This window comes from Streptococcus parasanguinis (assembly GCF_015556095.1).
Lineage (GTDB): Bacteria > Bacillota > Bacilli > Lactobacillales > Streptococcaceae > Streptococcus > Streptococcus parasanguinis_Q.
In genome coordinates this window covers 1-21,592 of record NZ_JADNLT010000004.1, presented here as the reverse complement: position 1 = coordinate 21,592, position 21,592 = coordinate 1, and the positions used below count along the sequence as shown (strand labels likewise).

Annotated in this window: 19 protein-coding genes and 6 tRNA genes; 7 read left to right on the top strand and 18 right to left on the bottom strand. The window is 41.4% G+C overall.

From position 1 onward, the window contains the following. Positions 1-36: 36 nt before the first annotated feature. From I2E70_RS05230 to I2E70_RS05205, 6 genes are all read right to left on the bottom strand, one after another. Complete coding sequence (locus tag I2E70_RS05230; RefSeq protein WP_003004100.1) at positions 37-969, bottom strand: carbohydrate ABC transporter permease; 933 nt, start codon at positions 967-969, stop codon at positions 37-39. Positions 970-982: 13 nt separating this feature from the next. Next, positions 983-1,912 (bottom strand): ABC transporter permease, encoded by a 930-nt coding sequence (locus I2E70_RS05225; RefSeq protein ID WP_049492090.1) that lies wholly within the window; start codon positions 1,910-1,912, stop codon positions 983-985. A gap of 225 nt (positions 1,913-2,137) precedes the next feature. Then, positions 2,138-4,018 carry a beta-N-acetylhexosaminidase gene (locus tag I2E70_RS05220; protein WP_195423827.1) on the bottom strand — a complete coding sequence of 627 codons (1,881 nt, stop codon included), beginning with the start codon at positions 4,016-4,018 and terminating at the stop codon, positions 2,138-2,140. Further along, positions 4,012-4,881 (bottom strand): ROK family protein, encoded by an 870-nt coding sequence (locus I2E70_RS05215; protein ID WP_195423824.1) that lies wholly within the window; start codon positions 4,879-4,881, stop codon positions 4,012-4,014. Before I2E70_RS05215 ends, I2E70_RS05220 begins: the two co-directional genes overlap by 7 nt. Before the next feature lie 83 nt (positions 4,882-4,964). Beyond that, positions 4,965-7,610: an alpha-mannosidase gene (locus tag I2E70_RS05210; RefSeq protein WP_195423821.1), complete on the bottom strand. Its 2,646-nt coding sequence runs from the start codon at positions 7,608-7,610 to the stop codon at positions 4,965-4,967. Between the two features lie 76 nt (positions 7,611-7,686). Continuing rightward, positions 7,687-8,967 carry a glycoside hydrolase family 125 protein gene (locus I2E70_RS05205; protein WP_195423819.1) on the bottom strand — a complete coding sequence of 427 codons (1,281 nt, stop codon included), beginning with the start codon at positions 8,965-8,967 and terminating at the stop codon, positions 7,687-7,689. A gap of 215 nt (positions 8,968-9,182) precedes the next feature. Here I2E70_RS05205 and I2E70_RS05200 point away from each other — a divergent pair, with 215 nt between their 5' ends. Continuing rightward, positions 9,183-11,258, top strand: coding sequence for a GH92 family glycosyl hydrolase (locus tag I2E70_RS05200; RefSeq protein WP_195423816.1), 2,076 nt, complete (start codon positions 9,183-9,185; stop codon positions 11,256-11,258). 191 nt (positions 11,259-11,449) lie between these two features. On the opposite strand, the gene I2E70_RS05195 is transcribed toward I2E70_RS05200, so the two are convergent. The 5 genes from I2E70_RS05195 to I2E70_RS05175 form a co-directional block, all read right to left on the bottom strand. Further along, positions 11,450-12,007, bottom strand: coding sequence for a DUF6287 domain-containing protein (locus I2E70_RS05195; RefSeq protein ID WP_195423814.1), 558 nt, complete (start codon positions 12,005-12,007; stop codon positions 11,450-11,452). A gap of 138 nt (positions 12,008-12,145) precedes the next feature. Continuing rightward, positions 12,146-13,651, bottom strand: coding sequence for a zinc ABC transporter substrate-binding protein AdcA (locus I2E70_RS05190; RefSeq protein ID WP_195423811.1), 1,506 nt, complete (start codon positions 13,649-13,651; stop codon positions 12,146-12,148). Between the two features lie 2 nt (positions 13,652-13,653). After that, positions 13,654-14,457, bottom strand: coding sequence for a metal ABC transporter permease (locus tag I2E70_RS05185; protein ID WP_049506201.1), 804 nt, complete (start codon positions 14,455-14,457; stop codon positions 13,654-13,656). Next, positions 14,450-15,154, bottom strand: a complete 705-nt coding sequence (locus tag I2E70_RS05180) for a metal ABC transporter ATP-binding protein (RefSeq protein ID WP_003013743.1) — start codon at positions 15,152-15,154, stop codon at positions 14,450-14,452. The genes I2E70_RS05185 and I2E70_RS05180 overlap by 8 nt, the downstream gene beginning before the upstream one ends. A gap of 1 nt (position 15,155) precedes the next feature. Next, positions 15,156-15,593: a zinc-dependent MarR family transcriptional regulator gene (locus tag I2E70_RS05175; protein WP_195423808.1), complete on the bottom strand. Its 438-nt coding sequence runs from the start codon at positions 15,591-15,593 to the stop codon at positions 15,156-15,158. Positions 15,594-16,241: 648 nt separating this feature from the next. Between I2E70_RS05175 and I2E70_RS05170 the strand changes: the two genes are divergently transcribed. Continuing rightward, positions 16,242-16,568 carry a DMT family transporter gene (locus tag I2E70_RS05170; protein ID WP_009732038.1) on the top strand — a complete coding sequence of 109 codons (327 nt, stop codon included), beginning with the start codon at positions 16,242-16,244 and terminating at the stop codon, positions 16,566-16,568. Between the two features lie 163 nt (positions 16,569-16,731). Here the strand turns inward: I2E70_RS05170 and I2E70_RS05165 are convergent, their stop codons facing one another. Next, positions 16,732-17,178, bottom strand: a complete 447-nt coding sequence (locus I2E70_RS05165) for a helix-turn-helix transcriptional regulator (RefSeq protein WP_000287814.1) — start codon at positions 17,176-17,178, stop codon at positions 16,732-16,734. A 319-nt stretch (positions 17,179-17,497) separates the two neighbouring features. Here I2E70_RS05165 and I2E70_RS05160 point away from each other — a divergent pair, with 319 nt between their 5' ends. From I2E70_RS05160 to I2E70_RS05140, 5 genes are read left to right on the top strand one after another with little or no spacing between them, the layout of a single operon-like run. Then, the gene (locus I2E70_RS05160) at positions 17,498-17,971 is read left to right on the top strand and encodes a hypothetical protein (protein WP_000182279.1); all 474 of its coding nucleotides are present in this window, start codon (positions 17,498-17,500) and stop codon (positions 17,969-17,971) included. A 40-nt stretch (positions 17,972-18,011) separates the two neighbouring features. Then, positions 18,012-19,208 (top strand): replication initiation factor domain-containing protein, encoded by a 1,197-nt coding sequence (locus I2E70_RS05155; protein WP_195423805.1) that lies wholly within the window; start codon positions 18,012-18,014, stop codon positions 19,206-19,208. Between the two features lie 2 nt (positions 19,209-19,210). Beyond that, positions 19,211-19,597 carry a hypothetical protein gene (locus tag I2E70_RS05150; RefSeq protein WP_001096843.1) on the top strand — a complete coding sequence of 129 codons (387 nt, stop codon included), beginning with the start codon at positions 19,211-19,213 and terminating at the stop codon, positions 19,595-19,597. A 59-nt stretch (positions 19,598-19,656) separates the two neighbouring features. Next, complete coding sequence (locus tag I2E70_RS05145) at positions 19,657-19,851, top strand: DUF3173 domain-containing protein (protein ID WP_000598356.1); 195 nt, start codon at positions 19,657-19,659, stop codon at positions 19,849-19,851. 3 nt (positions 19,852-19,854) lie between these two features. Beyond that, positions 19,855-20,988, top strand: coding sequence for a tyrosine-type recombinase/integrase (locus tag I2E70_RS05140; RefSeq protein WP_009732034.1), 1,134 nt, complete (start codon positions 19,855-19,857; stop codon positions 20,986-20,988). An 85-nt stretch (positions 20,989-21,073) separates the two neighbouring features. On the opposite strand, the gene I2E70_RS05135 is transcribed toward I2E70_RS05140, so the two are convergent. The 6 genes from I2E70_RS05135 to I2E70_RS05110 form a co-directional block, all read right to left on the bottom strand. Further along, a tRNA-Leu gene (locus tag I2E70_RS05135) sits at positions 21,074-21,157 on the bottom strand. 10 nt (positions 21,158-21,167) lie between these two features. Then, positions 21,168-21,239 (bottom strand) — tRNA-Gln (locus I2E70_RS05130). Positions 21,240-21,258: 19 nt separating this feature from the next. Then, positions 21,259-21,331, bottom strand: a tRNA-His gene (locus I2E70_RS05125). Between the two features lie 12 nt (positions 21,332-21,343). Beyond that, a tRNA-Trp gene (locus I2E70_RS05120) sits at positions 21,344-21,414 on the bottom strand. Positions 21,415-21,420: 6 nt separating this feature from the next. Further along, positions 21,421-21,501 (bottom strand) — tRNA-Tyr (locus tag I2E70_RS05115). Positions 21,502-21,516: 15 nt separating this feature from the next. After that, a tRNA-Phe gene (locus I2E70_RS05110) sits at positions 21,517-21,589 on the bottom strand. Between the last annotated feature and the right edge of the window lie 3 nt (positions 21,590-21,592).

Here is a 21,592-nt window from a genome sequence, read left to right as displayed (position 1 = left end):
TGAGTTGAAAATCCTGCTGATTTTCAATGAACGATGTTATTCTTTCACACCACCGATGGTCAAGCCTTTTACAAAGTAGCGTTGGAAGAATGGATAGAGAATGGCGATTGGCACTGTTGCCACAACCACCATGGCCATACGTCCTGTTTCCCGTGGGATGGATTGTACAGCTCCTGCCAATTGGCCGGATACCCCGACGTTTTTAGCGATGTAATCCATATTGTTTTGGATTTGCATCAAGAGGTATTGCAATGGGTAAAGGTTGTCACTCTTAATATAGAGGAGGGCATTGAACCAGTCATTCCAGAACCCTAAAGCGGTGAACAAACTGATGGTCGCAATCCCTGGAAGAGACAATGGCAAGCAGATTTGGAAGAAGATCCGTGTTTCACTTGCCCCATCGATCCGAGCGGATTCAAGGATAGCTTCTGGAATGGTCCGTTTAAAGAAGGTCCGCATCAAGATGATGTTAAATGGACTGAGCAACATTGGGATAATCAAAGCCCCGATGGTATCACCTAACTGCAAGAGTTGAGTGGTGACAATGTAGCTTGGAACCAACCCTGCACTAAAGAGCATACTAAGGAGTGAAAATACGGTAAAGAACTTGCGGTATTTAAAGGTACTCCGTGAGATAGCGTAAGCATAAGTTGTGGTGATAAAGACATTACATGCTGTTCCCACAATGGTCACAAACAAGGTAATGAAGAGGGCTTGCAAGATTTTGTCTTTGAACTGTACCAAGAAAAGGTAACCATCAAATCCAAATTTTGCCGGCCAGAATTGGAATCCATGGACTGCCAAACTTTGTTCGTCTGTCAAAGAGATCATGACAACGAAGATGAAGGGAAGTACACAGGTCAATCCGACTAAGGTCAACAACAAGGTAAAGAAGAAGTTGCTCTTCTTACTGAAAGAATGGATCCCGACATTATCAATTTTTTCTTTTTGAATGGTTGATTTTTTCATACGATCCTCCTTTCTAGAAGAGAGCGGCATTCTTATCAATGCGACGGGCAATGATATTTGAGATTAAAACAAGAACCAAACCGACTACCGATTGGTAAAGACCGGCTGCTGCTGTCATCCCGATATCCCCTGACTTGGTCAAACCGTTGTAGACATAAACATCAATAACGTTGGTCACACTATAGAGCGCTCCAGCATTATGCGGGATTTGGTAGAAGAGACCGAAGTCTGCGCGGAAGATATTTCCGACTGCAAGAATGGTCAAGACCGTAATCAAGGAAGACAACTGAGGAATGGTGATGTTGCGAATGCGTTGCCACTTAGACGCACCATCCACGGTCGCTGCTTCATAGTAAGTTGGGTCAATTCCCATGATGGTTGCATAGTACATGACACTACTATAACCAAAGCCTTTCCAAATTCCTAAGAAGAGGAGAAGCGCTGGCCAGATCCACAATTCTGAATAGAAATTGATGGCCTTCATGCCAAGTGAAGTTAAGATGTGGTTGACCAATCCTTTGTCCACGTTCAGGAAGGCATCGGTGAAGAAGCTGATGATAACCCATGATAGGAAGTATGGGAAGAGCATGGAGGTTTGAAGCACCTTGACCACTCTTTTTGATCTCAACTCACTAAAGATGATGGCGATCCCAACGGAAACAATCAATCCTAAGAAGATAAATCCTAAGTTGTACAAGACCGTATTTCTTGTAATAATGTAGGCATCTTTGGAACTAAAGAGGAACTTGAAGTTGTCAAAGCCAACCCATTTACTCTTCATGACACTGTCGATGAAGCCTTCTCCTGTAATATGATAGTCCTTAAATGCTACGATATTCCCAAAAACCGGAATATAGAAGAATAAGATTAACCACGCTGCACCAGGTAAGACCATTAAAAGAAAAATGAAATTTTCTCTCAGAGTCCTTACAAACTTTTTCATTTAACTCCCCCTTTGAGCCTTGAGCGTGTTTATTTGCTTTGGTAGCGTTTACATCACCTATTATAAGATAGCCCATTTACATTTTCAAACTCCTAATTATAGAAAAAATTCTACAAATTTATGACATAGCTTTAAAAAAGAGTAGAAAAGGGTGGTCATAAACACAGCTCCTCTTCTACTCCTATCGACCATGGATGAGATATCTGTCATCCAACTTGGCTTTTTTTACGTTGTATAAATGGTTGAGGCAGTCGCAATAGTATGCCACTGGTTAGCCGTTGTTGCTGCGAAGTCCTGATCCCTGTAGAAATCGTTGAATGGCAAGATCTCTACTTCTAGTTCATCGATACGTGTGATAGAACCAGCTAGATAGTCTTCAATCCGACTTTCTGCTCGCTTGATCCGTTGCAAGAGTCCACCCATCCGGATGTCTACGGTATCCAAGCCAAAGACCTTGTTTTCTTTCAACCATTGGTGGCTAAAGAGGTCATGGAAGTGTTCAATCTGGCTTCTGAGTTTTGGCAATTCTTCCCGAGCGATTTGTTGCAAGCTCTCTTTATCACCTGCTTGATAGGCTTGACGAAGGCGTCGTCCTACATCCACCTTGCTACTTAAAATGGCATTCAACTGAGCCTGAGTCTCAAAGAGATAGGCGTAGACACCCGCTTTTTCTTTAATGTCAGCAAGTGTCTCAGCTGCCTTGGCAAAGTGAGGCTTATCCTGTTCAGGTGTCATGTGCTTGTCAAGGATTGGGCAAAGAACATCCTGATAAAAGACATAGCGGTTAGGGTTAATCCCACTGAGATTGTCTGGTAGGTCTGGCAAGAGGTTGGCCAGATCCAGCTGCATAAAGTCCTCAACCGAGAGGCCTGTATTGGTCTTGAAGTGAACTGACAGACGCTCTAAATCATTGCGGTAGCTGAGTTCTGCCCAGATTTGTAAACTTGGGAGAATCGAGAACTGGGCTGTTTCACCGCCATTATCCCCCCAACCCGTCACGATGATTTCTTTGATCTGATTAGCACGGCAGGCTTTATTGGCTTCAAGAGCGATGAGACGGCTGAAATGGTTGTGTGGTGTGAAACCAATCCACTTCCAAGCACCACCTGCAAAGGCAATATCCTGGCTAATCTTGTGGTGATTACCGAAGTTACGGTTGTATTTTTCTTCGCTATCCTGATAATAATCCCAGTAAACCAAGGTCACACGGTCTTTGAGACGGTCAAGATAAACACGAGTTTCTTCTGGAATTTCGACATCACGGTCGTACTGGCCATCTGATGACATGAGTTTGAAGAACATATCGCTCCACATCTGGCAGTGGAAACCATACTTGTCTGCAATATCCAGCACGCGCTCCAAATGTTGACACATGAGGAGGCTACGGTCCACAACACCGTTTAAGATGAGATAGCGTCCCAAACCAACCAAGTGAGCTTCGTCCATCCCGATATTGACCTTGCGTGTTTGTAGTTTAGACAGAGTAGCAAACATGCCGTCGATTAGGTCGTAAACTTTTTCTTCGCCGATGAGGAGAATGTCCTCTACATCACGAAGTTGCTGGACTTCTTTGACACCCCATTTGACAAAGGCTGATAAGTGAGCCAAGGTCTGGATACATGGTACAAAGGTCATATCAAACTGCTGGGCGTAAGCTTCGATTTCCTGTAATTCTTCAGCTGAGTATGCTCCACGGAAATAGCCAAAGTAAGGTTGCCCTTCAATCTGATAGGTGTCTTCCATGTAGAGCTCAAAGGTTGAATAACCCATCAGAGCCAAGACTTCAATCATCTGCTTGGCAGATGCAACATTTAGAACTGCATTTCGCGAACAGTCAGCCATGTAGGCTAAATCTTCATAAGCCGCTTGTTCTTCAATCTCTACCTTGTCACCTTCTGCTAATGCTGTTGCGAGAATCGATAAGGCACGATAAATCTGATGAGGTTTGCGATAAGTCAATTGATATTCTCCACCCTCACCCTTGATAGAGATAGAAGCTTGGTCAGACTGAGCGACTGCCACTTCTACATCTGGTAGAGAAATGTGCTTTTGAAGTAAGTCTATAGCTTGCTGTTGTTTACTGCTAATTCCGGTAAAACTTACCATTGCTTTTCCTCCTGTAACCAGTTGACAAGGGCACCGTAGAGATTGGCATCTGCCTGATAGGTGCAAGCTTGGATGACTGGCGCAATTGTATATTCTTCATATCTTTCCACAAAGACGTCTACCGCTTTTTGCACCCCTTTGATAAAATCTGGGTTCTGACTGATAGAGCCACCTAGGCTAATGACATCTGGGTCGATTAGATACTGGATATTGAGCAAGCCTTGAGCTAGATTACGATTCATACGCTCAATGGCTTCTTGGCAAAGGGCATTGCCTGCTGCAGCCTCTTGATAAACCTTACGGCCATCCCAATCGGTTTGACCAGATTTTTCGATGACATAGCGAACCATGTTTCCTGTAGAAGCGAGTTGTGACCAGTTATTGAGCTTTTCTGCAGGCTCGATAGTTGTCATGTAGCCAAACTCACCGCCCAAGCCATGACGTCCACGGTGAAGCTTGCCATTGATAATCATGGCTCCACCGATTCCGGTACCAATCACGACACAGGCTGCATTTTCAATCTCAGGATGCGCCAGCAATTCACTCAGTCCAACACAGTTGGCATCATTTTCTAGATGGACAGGTAGCTTGTGATGAGAAAGGGCCTCATACCATGAAAAACCATGGATATAAGGAATGGCACTGATCCCTTCAATTACCCCTGTTTCTTGGTTAACAGCCCCTGGCACACTCATAGCAATCCCACGGTAGTCACGTTCTGACAATCGCTGGTCCAGCCAAGCTAGCAAATCTTCTAGAGTTTCTGGAGTTGGGGTGCTGGCCTTATCTAAAATCTTTCCATCCGGAGTGAGACTGGCAAACTTAATCCCAGTCCCTCCGATATCAATCGTTGCAATGGTCATGGCTTTTACCTGTAAAAAGGAGCGAGTCAGCAGTCGGTTCTTACTTTTTCGCTCCTCCTTTCTTTTATGTTACCTTTTTGAAATTAGATTTCTTCTTTTTTAATCCATTCTGTCCGGATTTCTTGCGGTGCCAATAAACCTGTATGGACCGGATACGGTTGTTCCAGAAGATCGACAACCGTTTGTTGTCCTTCTGACACGCGCACATTTTCTTGGCTCATGTTGTAATAGCGAAGGATGTAACCTTCTTCATTTTCTGCTACCTTAAAGGCTGTTGGACAAACCTGAGGATGCGTCAAGGCGGTATGCTTGAGTAAGCTACCAGACGCTGCTACACTTCCTTCTTGTTTTTCAACTTGAAGGCTGGTCATCGGTGTCTGCAAAGCTTTCGCTCGGCGATAAGCAGAGAAGCGCCCCTGAGCTTGATGGCATTCTACTGCATATTCCACCTCAAAGTCCCGCAAACATTGTGCTTCTGGTGTTGGAAAGTAGCCCCAGTCACCGAGTTCCCCTGAAGCACGAAGAAGTGTTACAGCTATCGTATCGTCTCCAAGGATTTCGTATTCATGCAATCCTTTATTGGCCACTGTTACCCCTTTGACGTCATCATACAAGCTGACGAAAGCTTGCTGGTGTTGAGGATTTTCAGGATTTTCCCAAGAAGCAGCCGGTTTATTTGGCCGTGTCACAACCTCATAGATACTTTCAGAATCGTTGCTTGGACGTGTATTGTGAGTCTTGACCAGAAGACGGATGCGGTGATCCTTGGCAGTATTGGTAAAGCGCGTCTTGAAGCGAATTTGCGGATCATCTACAAAAATGGTCATCTCCGTTTCAAGAGGGATAGTTGTCACCTCTTCTGAGCGACTTGCCTTGCGGTTCATAAACTCGATAATGCCTCTTTGCTCCGCATCCAATTGTTCATCCGCGCTGACCGGGATGGTCAAGTCATGCTTGAGCAAGATTTTGGCATAGCGAGCATTGTTTTCCAAGACCTCATAAGCTGTTAACTCCGCATAGATCGGCTCTGTTCCTTTTGGTTGGAAGTAGATATATTCATTTCCGATATCACCACGATCTTCAAAACGAAGGAAATCCTCATAAGCCTCATTGGTCGTTTTATCATAGAGGGTCAAGCCATCATCGATACTAAGGGTTACAAATGGCGTATCGATCACCCCATTTTGGAACAGACCATCATGATGAGGTGCTTTACCTTCCAAGAGCTGGAAGGTGGTCCAAGAAAGAGGCGCTAGGTGAACCGGAACCGTCACGCGCACTTGACGCGCGATATAAGGTTGACGGAATTTATCCTTAGGCAGGGTATAGCCAAAGCTTGCTCCCAAGTCCTCAATCTCTGCTTCTACAAGATGTCCATCTAAATCCTCTACATGGTAGTCTGGCAAGCTCAAAGCAGCCATTTTCTTGAAGCCTTCTGTCGGATGCAATTCCTTAAATGGACAAACCGCAACATCGACAATCGTGCTGACGGTGTCCACCTTATTATGCAAGCCAGTGTTGATGACCGTAAAGAGGTGCTCACTCTGGGCTTTTTGAGTCGCTAGTTTACCCTTCCATTCGTTCAAAAGGTTGGTCTTGACAAAGTTTCCGACTTGATTGACCTTGGCAAAACGAACTTCCATTTCACGGTGAACTTCGTCAATACTACAACCACAGATACTATCATGAGGTGCATTTTGTAAGAGCGTCTTCCAGGCATAGGTCAATTGATCCTTGTGATTGTGACCACCTGTAATGATGGTCAAAGGTTCCACCACTTGCTCCAGCAAATTGCTGTTTTCTTGGAAGGCTTGCTTGAGATAAATCCGAGAGGAAGACGTATTTGCCAGTGTGTACCAACCATCGGTTTCCTGACTGGTCAATTCTCCCGTAACTGTTGATAATTGTTCAGGAAGCGCACTTTCCACTGCTTGCACATATTCATCAAAAGAGCTATGAATAAAGGTCACGTCAGGGAATAGTTCGTTAGCCACGCGAATAGCTTCACTCAAGTTTCGTTGAACCGGTTGGTGGTCACAACCGTTCATCATCAACCATTGGTTGGTGGAGGCATAGTCACGAACATCTGCCAATTTTTGTTTCCAAAAAGCTAAAGCCTCATCTTTATCCACTGGAATTTCATTCCCATTACTGTACCAGTTGGCAAAAAGAATACCGAGTACGCGACTACCATCCGCCCCTTGCCAGTACATTTCAGAAAATTGAGAGGTAAACTGCTCATCTTCGAGGACTTGGTTGTCAAATCCGATTGGTTTGACTCCACGACCAAAGGCTGCTACGTGGATACCTGATTTTTGAAGAATTTGAGGTGCTTGCCCCATATTTCCAAAGGTATCTGGGAAGTAACCAATCTGAGTGGATTTGCCCCATTTAGCGCATTCAGCCTGTCCAATCAAGGTATTGCGGACGTTGGCTTCACTGGAGATCAGGTAATCATCCTGCAAGATATAGAAAGGACCAATCTTGAGCTTGCCCTCGTCGATATAACGTTGCACCTTGTCGCGGTTTTCAGGGCGAATTTCTAAATAGTCGTCAAGGACAATGGTTTGTCCATCTAAGTGGAAACTTTTGAACTCCGGATCATTTTCAAAAAGATCAAAGAGATTGTCAAACAGTTCCACCAATTGCATCCTGTGGCTTTCAAAAGGTAGATACCACTCACGATCCCAGTGGCTGTGAGAGATGATATGTACAACAACATTTTCCATGAGTAAAACCTCATTCTAACTTAAATTTAAAAATATATTTTTGATTCTTTCCCAGAATCTGTTAAGCGACAGCTCATTAGCGAATATCCAAGTAATCCAAGACCAATTCACAGAACATCATGTTGGCCCAAGAGAACCATTCACGCGAATATTTGGTTGGATCATCCACGTGGAAACTTTCGTGCATGACACCTGTTCCACCATCGCAGGCAACCAACTGATCCAGCAAGAATTTCTTCTCAGCTTTATCTGTCGTTGTCAATCCTTGGATGGATAAAGCAATCGGCCAGATATAGCGATAGAAGGTATGAGAACTTCCGAGTCCGCTTGCGTACTTCCCTTCATAGAAGTATGGATTTTCAGGGCTCAAAATCGTCCGACGAGTAGCTTGGTAGACCTCATCGTCGATCGCGCAGTAGCCAAGATAAGGAGCTGCCAACAAGCTTGGCACGTTTGGATCATCCATGATGCTAGCATTTCCCAAACCGTCTACCTCAAAGGCATAGATCTTCTCGCCCTTACTGTTAGTAGTGTAGGCGTAGTTTTCGATCCCTTCTTGAATCTCCGCTTGGAGGCGTTTGGCATCTGCAATGACACTCTCACTATCAACTAGATTCAATGCTGCAAAGATTTCTTGGACATAACCCAAGACAACGACTGCGAACATATTGGACGGAATCAAGTAACTATACTGACAGCAGTCATCACTTGGACGAAAGGCTGACCAGGTCATCCCTGTCACAGCAAAGTCAGGACCAAAGCCGTCATTTACCAGCGTATCTTCCTTACGATCTGTATCCCGAACGAAGCGATAAGGGGAGTTCTTGTGGTCTTGTTCCACTGCCCAGAGATGAAGGATTTCCTTGGTCGCAGTGATAAAGGTTTCATCAAATTGGCTAGTCTCACCAGTTTCCTTCCAAAGGAGGTAAGCCAACTGCAAGGGATAGCACAGCGAATCCACCTCATACTTGCGCTCCCAAATCCAGCCATTGAGATCTGTATGGTCAGTCTCGTGATGGCCTTTCCAGTTCTCCTCAATATTAAAAGAGTTGGCATAGGGATCTTTGAGAATCAAGGTCATCTGGCGTTTGACCAAACCAGCAATGGTCTGACGCAAACGAGGGTCTCTTTTTGCCACATGAAGATAGGACCTCAATTGAGCCGTCGAGTCACGCAACCACATAGCTGGGATGTCCCCTGTTAACACAAAGGTTGAACCATCTTCTAAAATTTCAACTGTATTGTCCAAAGTGTCTGTATAACAACGTTCAAAGACATCCACCCACTCAGGGTACTCCTTAGCTCGCTCAGCCACTTGATCCAACCATTCTCGCACAATTTCTTTTGAATAGGTCATTTATTTTCCTCACACGTATCGATTCTTTCCTATTCAGTATAAAAGATTTCAAAAGGGAAATACATACGCAAACTATAGCCCTTTTTCTACTAAATTTTCCATTTGATAAAAACGCTATCATATTTGACAACACTTTGATACAATGAAGAAAATACCACCGCGTGTTCCAAGAAAAACACAGATCATTTAAGGTTGATGAAGAAAAAGGAGACAAGATGCGCACACATTGCCAAACCATCGATACCCGCTGGGGAAGCGATAATCATCCTCACTATTCCCACGGAAACACCCTCCCTTATACAGGAGTCCCTTTTGGGATGAACTACTTCCTTCCTCAGACGACACACGAACAAGGGGCTTGGTTTTTCAACCCCAATCTCCCTATTTTTCAGGGATTTCGTCTCACCCACCAGCCTAGTCCTTGGATAGGAGACTACGCTTGGTGCCTCATCACGCCCATCACAGGAGATATTGCAAGTTCCGACCTCTTCCGTCGCCAAAGCAGTTATTCGATGAAAGAAGCTATTTTCCAGCCCCACTACCTTCGGATTTTTTCGGAACGTTATCAGATTCAAAGCGAGCTGGTTCCAAGCCGCTACGGGGCTGTCATGCGCTTTCGAGCACCAGAAAAGCTGACTCTCTGCTTTCATGCAGCAAAGGAACTAGAGGACTTGACTCTGACAGACCAAACCTGCCACTTCCACATTCTGGATCAGGCCCATACCGCAGATACTTCCTACTCTTTCTATCTCCAGTGGCAATTTAGCCAGCCGATTGAGAACGTCACTCACATCGATCAAGATCTTTTTCTGACCTTTGCTAGCAAGGAAGTGACCGTCCAATTAGGAACTTCTTATCTGTCCCAAGACATGGCTCACAGTCATCTTCCCCACCTTTCCCTAGAGGAAGCTAAAAAAGAAGCAGCCGATCAATGGAATCAGCTGCTAAAACGAATTGAAGTAAAAGATGCTGGAGGGCGTGACCAAGCCTTTTTCGACCATTGCCTGTACCGACTCCTCCTTTTCCCTCAAACCTTTTATGAAACAGATACCGAGGGAAATGACTGGCACCTGGATGTTACTCATAATGAAATCAAACCAGGAAAAGCTTATACGAATGTCGGTTTTTGGGACCTCTTTCGGACCTCTTTTCCGCTCTTTAGTCTTGTCTACCCCGATTACTACCGTCACTTTCTCGAAGGATTTTTAAATACTTACAAGGATACTGGTTTTCTACCAAAATGGTTGGCCCCAGATGAACGAGGAATGATGCCAGGTACCCTCATCGATGGCGTCTTTGCGGATGCTGTCACAAAAGGGATCGCACCAGACCTACATGAAAACATGCTGACAGCTATGCTCCAGACGGCCCAAAAAATAGACCCCACTCAACATTTTGGCCGCCATGGCAATGAAAGCTACAAGGCCCTTGGCTACCTACCCGATGATTTTCACGAAAGTGTGAGCCACAGCCTAGATTATGCTTATAGTGATTTTTGCATTGCTACCGTTGCCAAGCACTTGGGGCATACAGAAACAGCCGCTCGCTATGCTGCTTCCAGCCTCTCCTACCGGACATTGTATGATGCCCAAATGGGCTTCATGAGGGCGCGATCCACTAATGGAAACTTTAAAGAACCCTTCTCTCCTACCAGCTGGGGAGGAGATTATGCAGAATGTTCTGCAACCCAGGCTACTTTTGGAGCCTTACACGACTTCTCCGGCCTGATAGAGCTAATGGGCGGTAAAAAAGCCTTCACCCAACGACTGCTGGATCTGGCCAATCAAAAACCTCAATTTGACGTAAGAGGATATGGCTATGAAATCCACGAAATGAGTGAAATGGCCCAAGCCCCATTTGGGCAGATCGCCATCTCCAATCAACCCAGCTTTCACATTCCCTACCTCTTCCGTCACAGCCTTCATCCCGAATACACCAATCTCCTGATCCACCAGATCCGTTCCCAAGCTTTCCATCAAAATTTCCAAGCCTATCCAGGTGATGAGGACAATGGTAGTCTATCTGCTTGGTACATCTGGTCAGCCCTTGGGCTCTATCCAACCTGCCCAGGAAAACCAATCTATGATCTGGGACTCCCTCTCTTTAAAGAAGTCCTTCTCCATCTTCCCAAGCAAGAGCTCAAGATTTGCGCCAACTCACACACTGCAGGCGCCTATTTCATCCAAAAAGCCCTATTAGATGGCAAAGAAAAACAAGAGGTTTCCCATCAAGATCTCCTTGAAGCCCAATTGCTCCAATTTGAGCTTTCTTGGCTTCCCCCACATACATAAGAAAAAGAGAGTGGGACAGAAATCGGTAATTCGTTAGAATTCGATTTCGTCATCCCACCTCCGCACAGTTTAGTAGGGCTGTAAAAGCTGATGAAATCAGCGTAGTAGAGCCCACTCAACCACTGCGTCTTGCTCGACAATCCAAAAATAATTGAGAGGCTAGGACTTTTGTCCCAGCCTCTGTTTTTCCATTATTCATCTCCTACATGATAGTAGATCGAGCCTTGTTCCCCAAAACTAGCGATACCAACACCTGACCACAAGCGGTTTTTAGAGGCATCTGATGTGTCCTTAAAGACGACTTGTCCTTGATCATCGACCTGATCACCAATGGTCACTCCTGCAGGAATATACTCCAACAAGAAGCCTCCATCACGCCCACCATAAATGCCTTCTGAGGCGGTTCCGTAATCCGTCAAAGAAGCTCCATAGCCCTCTAACTCTTGCGAGACCAACCCTTTGTCGTTAAAGACCAGCTTGTTTCCCTTATCATCTTGCCAGACACCAGCAATACTGCTGTAGTCTCCATTGGCAATCGCTTCAAGATCCATTTTCTTCACTTCTTTTTTCTCTTCTTTTTTTTCTTTCTCCTTCACTTCCGAACTAGAAGCATCCGTCTTTTTGACTTCAGAAGAGGTCGTCGTTTGACTAGAGGAAGTGGTTGATTTTTTGCTCGTTCCCTGTTGCGAACAAGCTATCAACAGGACCACACTGAGAAAACTCACAAGAATTGCACCAACTTTTTTCATTTAAAATTCCCCATACATTTTTTAATTTAAAGCCCTTTCATTGTAACGTATTTTCAAGCATTTGACAAGCTTTGCTCCCCATTTTTAATCAAAAAGAGACCGGGATAATCAGTCCTAGTCTCTCTTTTGATACAGCTCTTAATGAGCCAGCATTTCCTGTGCCACTTCTAAACCAGATAAGTTGGAAGGATAATACGTTGGCCAATTTTCTAACTCATCATAAAGCGCTTCTTGACTCTTTCCTCCATGGAAAATGTGGAAGTGAGCTGCCTTTGCCGGAGTAATTTCATGGTCACTAAATTGAACATATTTGAAGTCTCCCGCATCGCTCTCTTTCGCTTCAAAGAGATAACGAACACCACGATTTCCCTTCTTATAAGTCAAAATGTGCTTACCTACGTATTTATAGGTATATTTCTTAGAAGATCCTTTTTGATAAAACTCCATTGAATCCTTATCAATCTTAATCCGATCAATATCTGTTTGGTAACCCTTGGTATAATATTCCTTATACTCAGCAGCCGTCATAGTTGGATTTAATTTTGCCTTATAATCAAAGACCTGATCCAACGTTCCGTCTTGCAAGTATGGATAAACCGATTTCCAATCACCTACATAATTTGCTAAGCTACGATCCTTAACTTGACTATCCTCGAAATAGCCCTTTTGAACCGTCTTAGCATCTTCCTCATGTTCCGGTTGAATATCCTTACCAGCTTGTGACGTTGTTTTCTCTAGCGCCTTCAGATTCTCCTTCATAACAGACACGTAGTCTTCGCCATCTTTCATTTCTTGATCCGTCAAGCTTTCCAAAGGATTTAAGACAGCCAACTCAACACCAGCTTCAGAAGACAAGGTTTTCGCCAAGGACTTAGAAGCATTTTCCTCAAAGTAAATGACCTTGATCTCATTTTTCTTGATATACTCTGTCAATTCACGCAATCGTGCAGCAGAAGGCTCGCTATCAGGTGAAATCCCTGAAATGGCCACCTGGTTTAATCCATAATCCAAGGCCAAGTAACGGAAAGCCGCGTGTTGGGTCACGAAATTCTTTTGCTTCGCATCTTTCAATCCATCCTGATAAGCTTGATCCAAAGCCTGTAATTTCTTCAGATAGGCTTGGGCATTTTTCTCAAACGTCTTTTTCTTATCTGGATAAGCTGCGACCAACTGATCACGAATCGACTCTACCATCTTCATGGCACGATGTGGAGAGAGCCAAAGGTGAGGATCATATTCATGATGGTGTTCTTCGCCCCCTTCGTGTTCATGTTCCTCTTCCAATCCAGGAAGCAAGACCATACCCTTGGTAGCATCGATCACTTTGGTTTTCTTATCCTTCATGGATTTCAAAAGATTTGGAACCCACGTTTCCATGTTTTCATTCTCATAAACGAAAACATCCGAATCTTGAATCATAGCCCGCCCCTTAGCAGACAATTCATATTCATGAGGCTCTGATCCCGCTCCAATGAGCAGGTCTACCGTTCCTTCATCTCCGACAATATTTTTTGTAAAATCATAAACAGGATAAAAAGTGGTCATCACTTTTAATTTTCCATTTTGACTCTGACTTTTACCACAAGCAGTCAAGATAAGGGCAAAAGCCACCAACAACATTAAACCTATTTTTTTAAATTTCATATTTACTTCCTCAAACGTGATCCAAGATTCACAAGCAAGAACAAGGCCACAAATAAAAGCGTGATGCTGGCACTCGCTGGTGTATCTGCAATATAAGACAAAATCAACCCACTAAACATCCCGATAAAGCCAATAATGACCGCAAGCAGCATGACCCCACGGAAGTTCTTCCCTAATTTCAGCGCAATACTAGCCGGTAAGACCATGATGGTTGAAACCAATAACGATCCTGCTGCAGGAATCATCAAGGCGATAGCAACCCCCGTTACCACATTAAATAAGATGGACATGGTCCGGACCGGAAGGCCATCCACAAAGGCCGTATCTTCATCAAAGGTCAAAATATACATAGGCCGCAAGAATAAGGCCGTCAGCACTAATACAACGAAAGCAATCACAAACAAGGCGATCACCTGTTCATCCGTAATGGTTAGGGTAGAACCAAACAAATACTGATCCAAGCTCATCGAGCTCTTCCCACCACCACGCATCAGTACCAAAGCTAGGGCAAGACCTGTGGACATTAAAATTGCCGTCCCGATCTCCATAAAGTCCTTAAATAAGGTCCGCAAATACTCAAGAAAAACCGCAGCAATAATGACAATGATCATGGTCGAGAGCGTTGGAGAGATCCCAAGGAAAAGCCCAAAAGCGACACCCGCAAGAGAGACGTGACTTAGCGTATCACTCATCAGACTCTGCCGTCTTAAAATCAAGAAAATCCCTAATACAGGAGAAAAAAGACTCATGGCAACCATAGCCAACAAGGCCCGTTGCATAAAATCATACTGGAATAAATCAAGCATGGTCACCCTCCCCTTCAGTATCATGGACATTAAAACATCTCCAAGGAGAGCTTTGGTCACGAACCAAATGAATATTCCGATCCGCAAATTGGTTAACCTCTTCAGGATCATGCGTAATCATCAAAACAGATTTTTGATGGTGATGCGCACTGTGATGCATCAACTCATAAAAATCACTCTTTGTCGTCGCATCCATCCCTGTCGTAGGTTCATCTAAAACAAAGATATCCGGATCTGAAGCAAACATCCTAGCAATGACAGCCCGCTGTTTCTGACCACCAGACAAAGAACCAATCGCCCGATCCTTGAACTCCAGCATCCCAACAGATTCTAAACTCTTCAGAATATGTTTTTCATCGTGCTCATTCAACTTTCGAAACCATCCTTTACGAGGGTACCGACCTGATTTCACAAATTCATAGACCGTACTTGGAAACCCTGCATTAAAACTAGCAATCTGTTGTGGAAGATAAGCAATCCTTAACTTCTTTCCCTTTACATTTGTCTTTGAAATCTCAACTGTCCCGACCTTGGGCTGTAAAATCCCAAGGCTAGCCTTAATCAAGGTTGACTTAGCAGCACCATTTTCCCCGGTCAAGGTCACAAACTCCCCACTATCTAAGTAGTAATTGATCCCTTCTAAAACCGGTTCCCGATCATAATAAAACGATAAATTTGAAACCGTAATATACCTCAAACTATAACTCCTCTTCCAATAAATCTAAAAACCTCGAAATAACCCCTTGCTCATTCTTAGTAAACTTCGACAAAACATCCTCATAAGTGTGAAGAGTATGCTTATGGTGGTGCTGATGCTCTAATGCAATTGGCTTACCAATCTCAGTTAAGCGATAATAGAGAACTCGAGCATCATTCTCATCACGATAAGTCTCTAACATCCCCTGACTTAATAAGGGCTTCACGGCCTTTGTGATAGCCGCCTGACTGACATTCAATTTCTTAGCTAAGACAGAATTGGTTAGAGATTCATCAGCAACCAGCATCAAAATATGTTCCTGAGTGTTGGTTAATGAAACACCACTTGTACAAGAACCAACTAAAATCTCATGCTGATTTTCTGATAACAATAAAATAGAATTTAAAAATCGATCGATTTTATTTGCAACTTCAGACAAAATTAACTCCTTCTAATTCACTAAAAGAAACTTTACCGGTTAATTATATCACAAAAAAGAAAAAAATAAAACAAAAAAAGGAGTAAAACTCCTTTATAATCTATACCGGCGGCCGGGGTCGAACCGGCACGTCCTTGCGGACACTGGATTTTGAGTTCCATAACTCCATTATTTAAATCTTACAACCCTGATTTAATAGGGTTTTAAGCCTTTTGAATCTTGCAAAATAGACTCATTTTTCAAATTTTAGTAACTTTTTGGTAACACTCCATACCTTATCGTTCTAAGAGCATCATCAGAGAATAGACGATATGTCCCAACAGGTTATATTCATCCAGAGGTATTCAAGACACTTGTACGATTAACAGTTAATGTAATCATTTTATTTTCTCCTTTAATTAGGGTAAGTGTTTTTTATTATTTTAACAAAAATAACTCTTTAGCCCAAGAATTTGATAATTCATTTTCTAACAAAACTTTTTTTTTTAAATTTATCTTATGATATACTAAACTTATCAGCTATTGGTTCTGAAAAAGTGTCTGCCACAGTTTTACTACAAATTCTCATGACTTGTGCCAAGATTTATAAAAAACGGATAGCTATAATAGCTCTTAGAGCAAAAACATGACATATAGGAGGTTAAAGACATGTCATACTTTTATCTTTTTATCGCCATTGTAGGAGAGATATTGGGAACTAACCTTTTGAAATTATCAGACGGTTTTACAAAGCCTATTCCAACCGTTTCTGCCCTACTTAGCTATGGCGTTTGTTTCTATTTCCTCTCACTAGCAATGCAAAAAATTCCTTTAGGAATAGCTTATGCAACATGGTCAGCTGTCGGTTTAGTTTTGACAGCCTCTATCGCAGTAATGATTTTCAAAGAAACACTAAATGTTTATAGCATTATCGGTTTAATTTTGATTATCATTGGTGTTGTCATGGTTAACTTATTAGGAAATGCAGGACATTAATAAAACCGGCTCTATACTATTTGTAGTGGGTAAATCCCCTATGGATATTATGGAGCCTATTTTGTTGTAGAAAAAAAGTTCCATAAGAACTATAATGAAAAGCTAGAATTCTGTCAATATTTTGGACACATTTTGGGAGGGAATTTTGAAGACTAGCGTCCTCCTAATTTTCCCAATAAGTTTTAACTTCTTCAAAAATCTTATTCAAAAGTTCTGCATCTTTTTCTGACAACTGATTTTTTTCTATAACTCTATCTTTTAGTTCTGTTGCCTTTATTTTATTTCTTGCCACCGAAACTGCTATTGAATGTTTCAAAATATCAAACTCATCCTTTGAAAAGTTTGCAATATTGGTAAGATCTAATTGTTCTAGAGGTAAACTACTGATAATTGAATAAGGTTTTTGTCCCAGCAAATAATCTGTAGTAGTCCCAAAGATATTTGCTAATTTCACAACGAATTCTAATCCTGGTTCTAACGTTCCATTCTCCCACCGAGAATATGTCCCTTGTTGAACTCCAATTAATTCCGATATTTGTACTTGAGTTAACTTTTTTGATTTTCTGAGAGTTTTTAACCTCTCTGAAAATTTATAATCCTCTGTATACATAATTCTCCTATAGATATTCTTATTCGTATATTTTAGCTTGACAAAATATTCTAAACGGTATAAAATAGAATTATTCCATAAGGAATATTTATTTTGAGATTGAATATTCCATTGAGAATATTATAGCATAAAAGGAGGTAAAAGCGTATGTAACTAGTAGTCGATTTAAAAAATTTTAATAAAGGAGGTAGGATTCGACAAAATAAAAAATCTTGAAACAAATGTGCCGTTCGTTCCAAGATCAAAACATATTATGTAACAATTATACCACAGAAAACTCTTCAGTTGCACAAGAAAATTTCGGAGGTTTCACAAAAAGATGACCAATAAAGAGTTAGTCAATCAAATTTCTGGCCTAAACTCTACCTCTACTCTTAAAAATTGGATTCAACTGATTAAAGAGATAAGTGGCAAGGAATTTAAGAAAATTAAAGTTCCTATCAGTAGAAATCCCAGAACTCATCAATTAAGTTATACAGTTGCCTATGATTTTACAGACGAAGACCTTAGACAATTTCAAAAGTTAGCTAAACTAAAACTTGAAATAGGTCTAAAAGAGGCTATACAAGCCGTATTTGGGAGTCTAGCAGACAATGAACATGAATCCCTAAACCAAGTAATAGATGAGCTCTACGATGAACTGAGCGCCTTAAAACAGGAATTTAAGCGAGAAATGCGACTGATAAAAATTGAGAATTCCAACCTAAAAAAGAAAATCCAAGATATTGAAGAGTCGATGCAAACCGGCTTACTAGGGTTTGTTAACAAGAGGTCAAAAAATAGGTTCGGCTAATAGCGAGTTTTCGGCTGAGCCATGAGGCAGAAAGCCGAAAATGAGCGTAGATGCGGACGGACCATTTTTGACCGATAGGGTGTGTAGTAACACCACCCTCTGCAAGTTAGGTGTACCATCGAAAGAATTCAGTATTTCCAAGGGTTTTGGAGATTTTAAGGGTGGCAAAATTAGGCAAAAAGTTGAATCAAAATCTATGGCAAAAAATGAGCATTTACGTTCTGTATTTGACTGGATTCAAATTCAGTTTGATAAGACTGAATTTTCGCCAAAAGAAATAATCGAAGATATCCTATTTCTTGACTTTGACCTATTTATTGAGAATAAGGGGAGCCTTAAATACTATAACTATGATAGCCAGCTTCATTATGGGAATATCCGTATCTACTATGGATCGAAAGAGTCGTCCTACATGCTTGTCATGTCAGGACAGGCACTAGAGTTCTATAGAGATATGGTATTAGATCCAAATAGTCTCTCCGAAAGACAGTTTCTGAACAACCTCTACTACAATTACATTCATTTTTCAGTAAGACGAATTGATATTGCAATAGATGATTTTAATGAAACACCCTATTTCACTCCTAATCAACTTCTAAAGATTTGTCAGAAGAAACGCTTTCTATATGGAAAAAGCACCTACTACAATACCTACGGAGATGAAACGATCGGTCAGACCTTATATTTAAGAAAACCCAATGATGATGAAAGACTTAGAATTTACGATAAGCGCTTAGAACAAGCTGAAAAGCTCGGGATCAGCAAGCGGTATATAGAAAATTGGATAAGAACTGAGTTAGAACTTAGGAAAGCAAAAGCTCACTACTTCATTCAAGAATGGTTGCATTCAGAAATAGATCTTCTCAACTTTACCAAGGGATATCTCAAAGAAAAAGTGAGGTTCTATAGTGATAGCTATTTCTCAAAACCTTTGAGATCTTGGGAAAAGTTTTTAGGCCATTCAAAACCCGTCTCTATCATTATTTCAAAATCAAAAACAGAACTAGAACAAAAATTAGAATGGTTTACCTATAAAGGTTCAGGAGCTATTCTAAAAGCGTATAAATTTCTATACGACAATAACTTACTGCATGAGTATGAGAAAGCTAACTATCTCGCACTCAACAATATGGAATATCCACCAGATTTAGCAAGTGGATTAATAGAAAGAGCAATACTCTTTAAACGAGAGGATTTGATCCCTACAATCAAAGAAAATATTAAAAGGAGAAATTAACTATGGCAAAAATGCTTTCACAAAATGACTGGAATTTTAATAACATTGGAACAAAATTTGAATTGGATGAAGTCATTCCAAAATTTGAAACGGAAGTCCGAGCAGATGCAAACGGAGAAATTATCAAAAACCGAGATGGTAGCGAAAGACGTTTTAATACCGATAAAATCATTGGTTGGAAATACAATGTAACAATCAAGGATGGACAATTCAAAAAGAAATCAACCCAAGTCTCAGTAGACAATCCAGATGCCTTGGTTGATAATGACTATATCCAAGCAATGGATGAAGTACCAGTTACATTTGACAATTTACAAGCTACTATGATTAGCACGACAATGTATTACAAGGCTGATGCTATCCATTTAGTAGATGTAAAACAAAAATAAGTAAAATACAAGGGGAGTTAATCCTCCCCTTAGTTAATCTAATTAGAAAAGGAGATCACATGATTAAAACTGTAACAAAAGATGACCTTATCGAACTTGGATTTGCTCCAGGAACTGCAAGAAAGATTATCCATACCGGCAAATTACTATTAGTGAATCGTGGTTTTAACATCTACGATAACAAAAGGATTGGTACAATTCCAGCCAGTGTCGCAGAAGAACTATTAGGAATTGAACTCCAGAAAGAAGCGTAGCTTATGGCTTTACGTAAAAGTAGAGACGGAACTTGGATTGTTGATGTTTCCAATGGTATAAATCCAATATCTCTAAAACAACGTAGAATTGTAAGAAAAGGATTCAAAACTAAAAAAGAAGCATTGGAGGCCGAACAATACTTACGAAGTGTCGAACTTAAAGAAAAAAGTTTCAACTCAAAAATATCAATTGATATCCTTTATGATCTCTTAAAAGAAGAGGATAGAATAAACAACAGAAAACAAAGCTATATAGATACACAAGAAAACAACTATAACAGGCATATAAAAAACTATTTTGAAAAAGTTGATGATGTAGCTAAATTAACTTATGAAGATATCTATCAATTCAGAGAACATCTAAGAGATAAAAATACTCAAAACTCAGAAAAGAAGCTAAGTCCAAACACTATTAATAAAATTATAATTTTACTAAAGAAAATTCTGGATGTTGGATTAAGAAAGGGATTTTACAAGGAACATCCCGTAGGATTACTGAAAAAATTACCCATAGAAAAAGTAAAATTAAATTTCTGGACAGTAAAAGAATTTAAGCATTTCTTAACACTATTTAGCAACGATGAATACAATATAAAATTACTATTCACAGTTCTATTTTTTACTGGTCTAAGACTCGGAGAAGCTCTTGCTCTAACGTGGAAGGACATAGAGTTTTCTACAAATACAATCCATGTAAGTAAATCAATATACGTTAAAAAAGGTGAAGAACACATTAGTAGTACAAAGACAAAAGCTGGAACCCGAAGAATCATCATGAACACCAAACTAGTGGAGACACTAGAAGAATGGAGGCAAACACAGCATGAAAGATTAAAAGAATTTACAACCAACCTAGATGATCTACAGATATTTCAAAATAGCCCGATTACGATAACTAAGGATTCAATCGAAAAACAATATAAAAAAATATTACAAAGAGATAGTTCTTTAAAAAAAATAAGAATTCATGACTTCAGGCATTCACATGCTTCCCTACTAATAAACCAAGGAGAAGATTATCTTGTCGTAAAAGAAAGATTAGGACATGCTTCTATAACTACAACAATAGATACATACTCTCATTTGTATCCAAGCAAGCAACAAAAATTAGCGGATAAATTAGATGATTTGTTATAAAACTAGTAATTTTAAGTAACTCAGCGTTACAAATTCAACAAATAAAAGAAAAAGACAAGGTCCGAAAACCTTGTCTTTAATACTATACCGGCGGCCGGGGTCGAACCGGCACGTCCTTGCGGACACTGGATTTTGAGTCCAGCGCGTCTGCCAATTCCGCCACGCCGGCATAAATTTAACTGGGGTAGCTGGATTCGAACCAACGCATGAGGGAGTCAAAGTCCCTTGCCTTACCGCTTGGCTATACCCCAATAATGTAAATAATAAATAGGCGAGTGATGGGGATCGAACCCACGCATGCCAGAGCCACAATCTGGTGTGTTAACCACTTCACCACACCCGCCATAATTATTAACACGGGCAGTAGGAATTGAACCCACACTGAAGGTTTTGGAGACCTTAGTTCTACCTTTAAACTATGCCCGTAAAGGATGGAAGGGGAGGGATTCGAACCCCCGAACCCGAAGGAGCGGATTTACAGTCCGCCGCGTTTAGCCTCTTCGCTACCCTTCCTGATTATTGAATTGATGGCGCGAGACGGAATCGAACCGCCGACACATGGAGCTTCAATCCATTGCTCTACCAACTGAGCTACCGAGCCAAA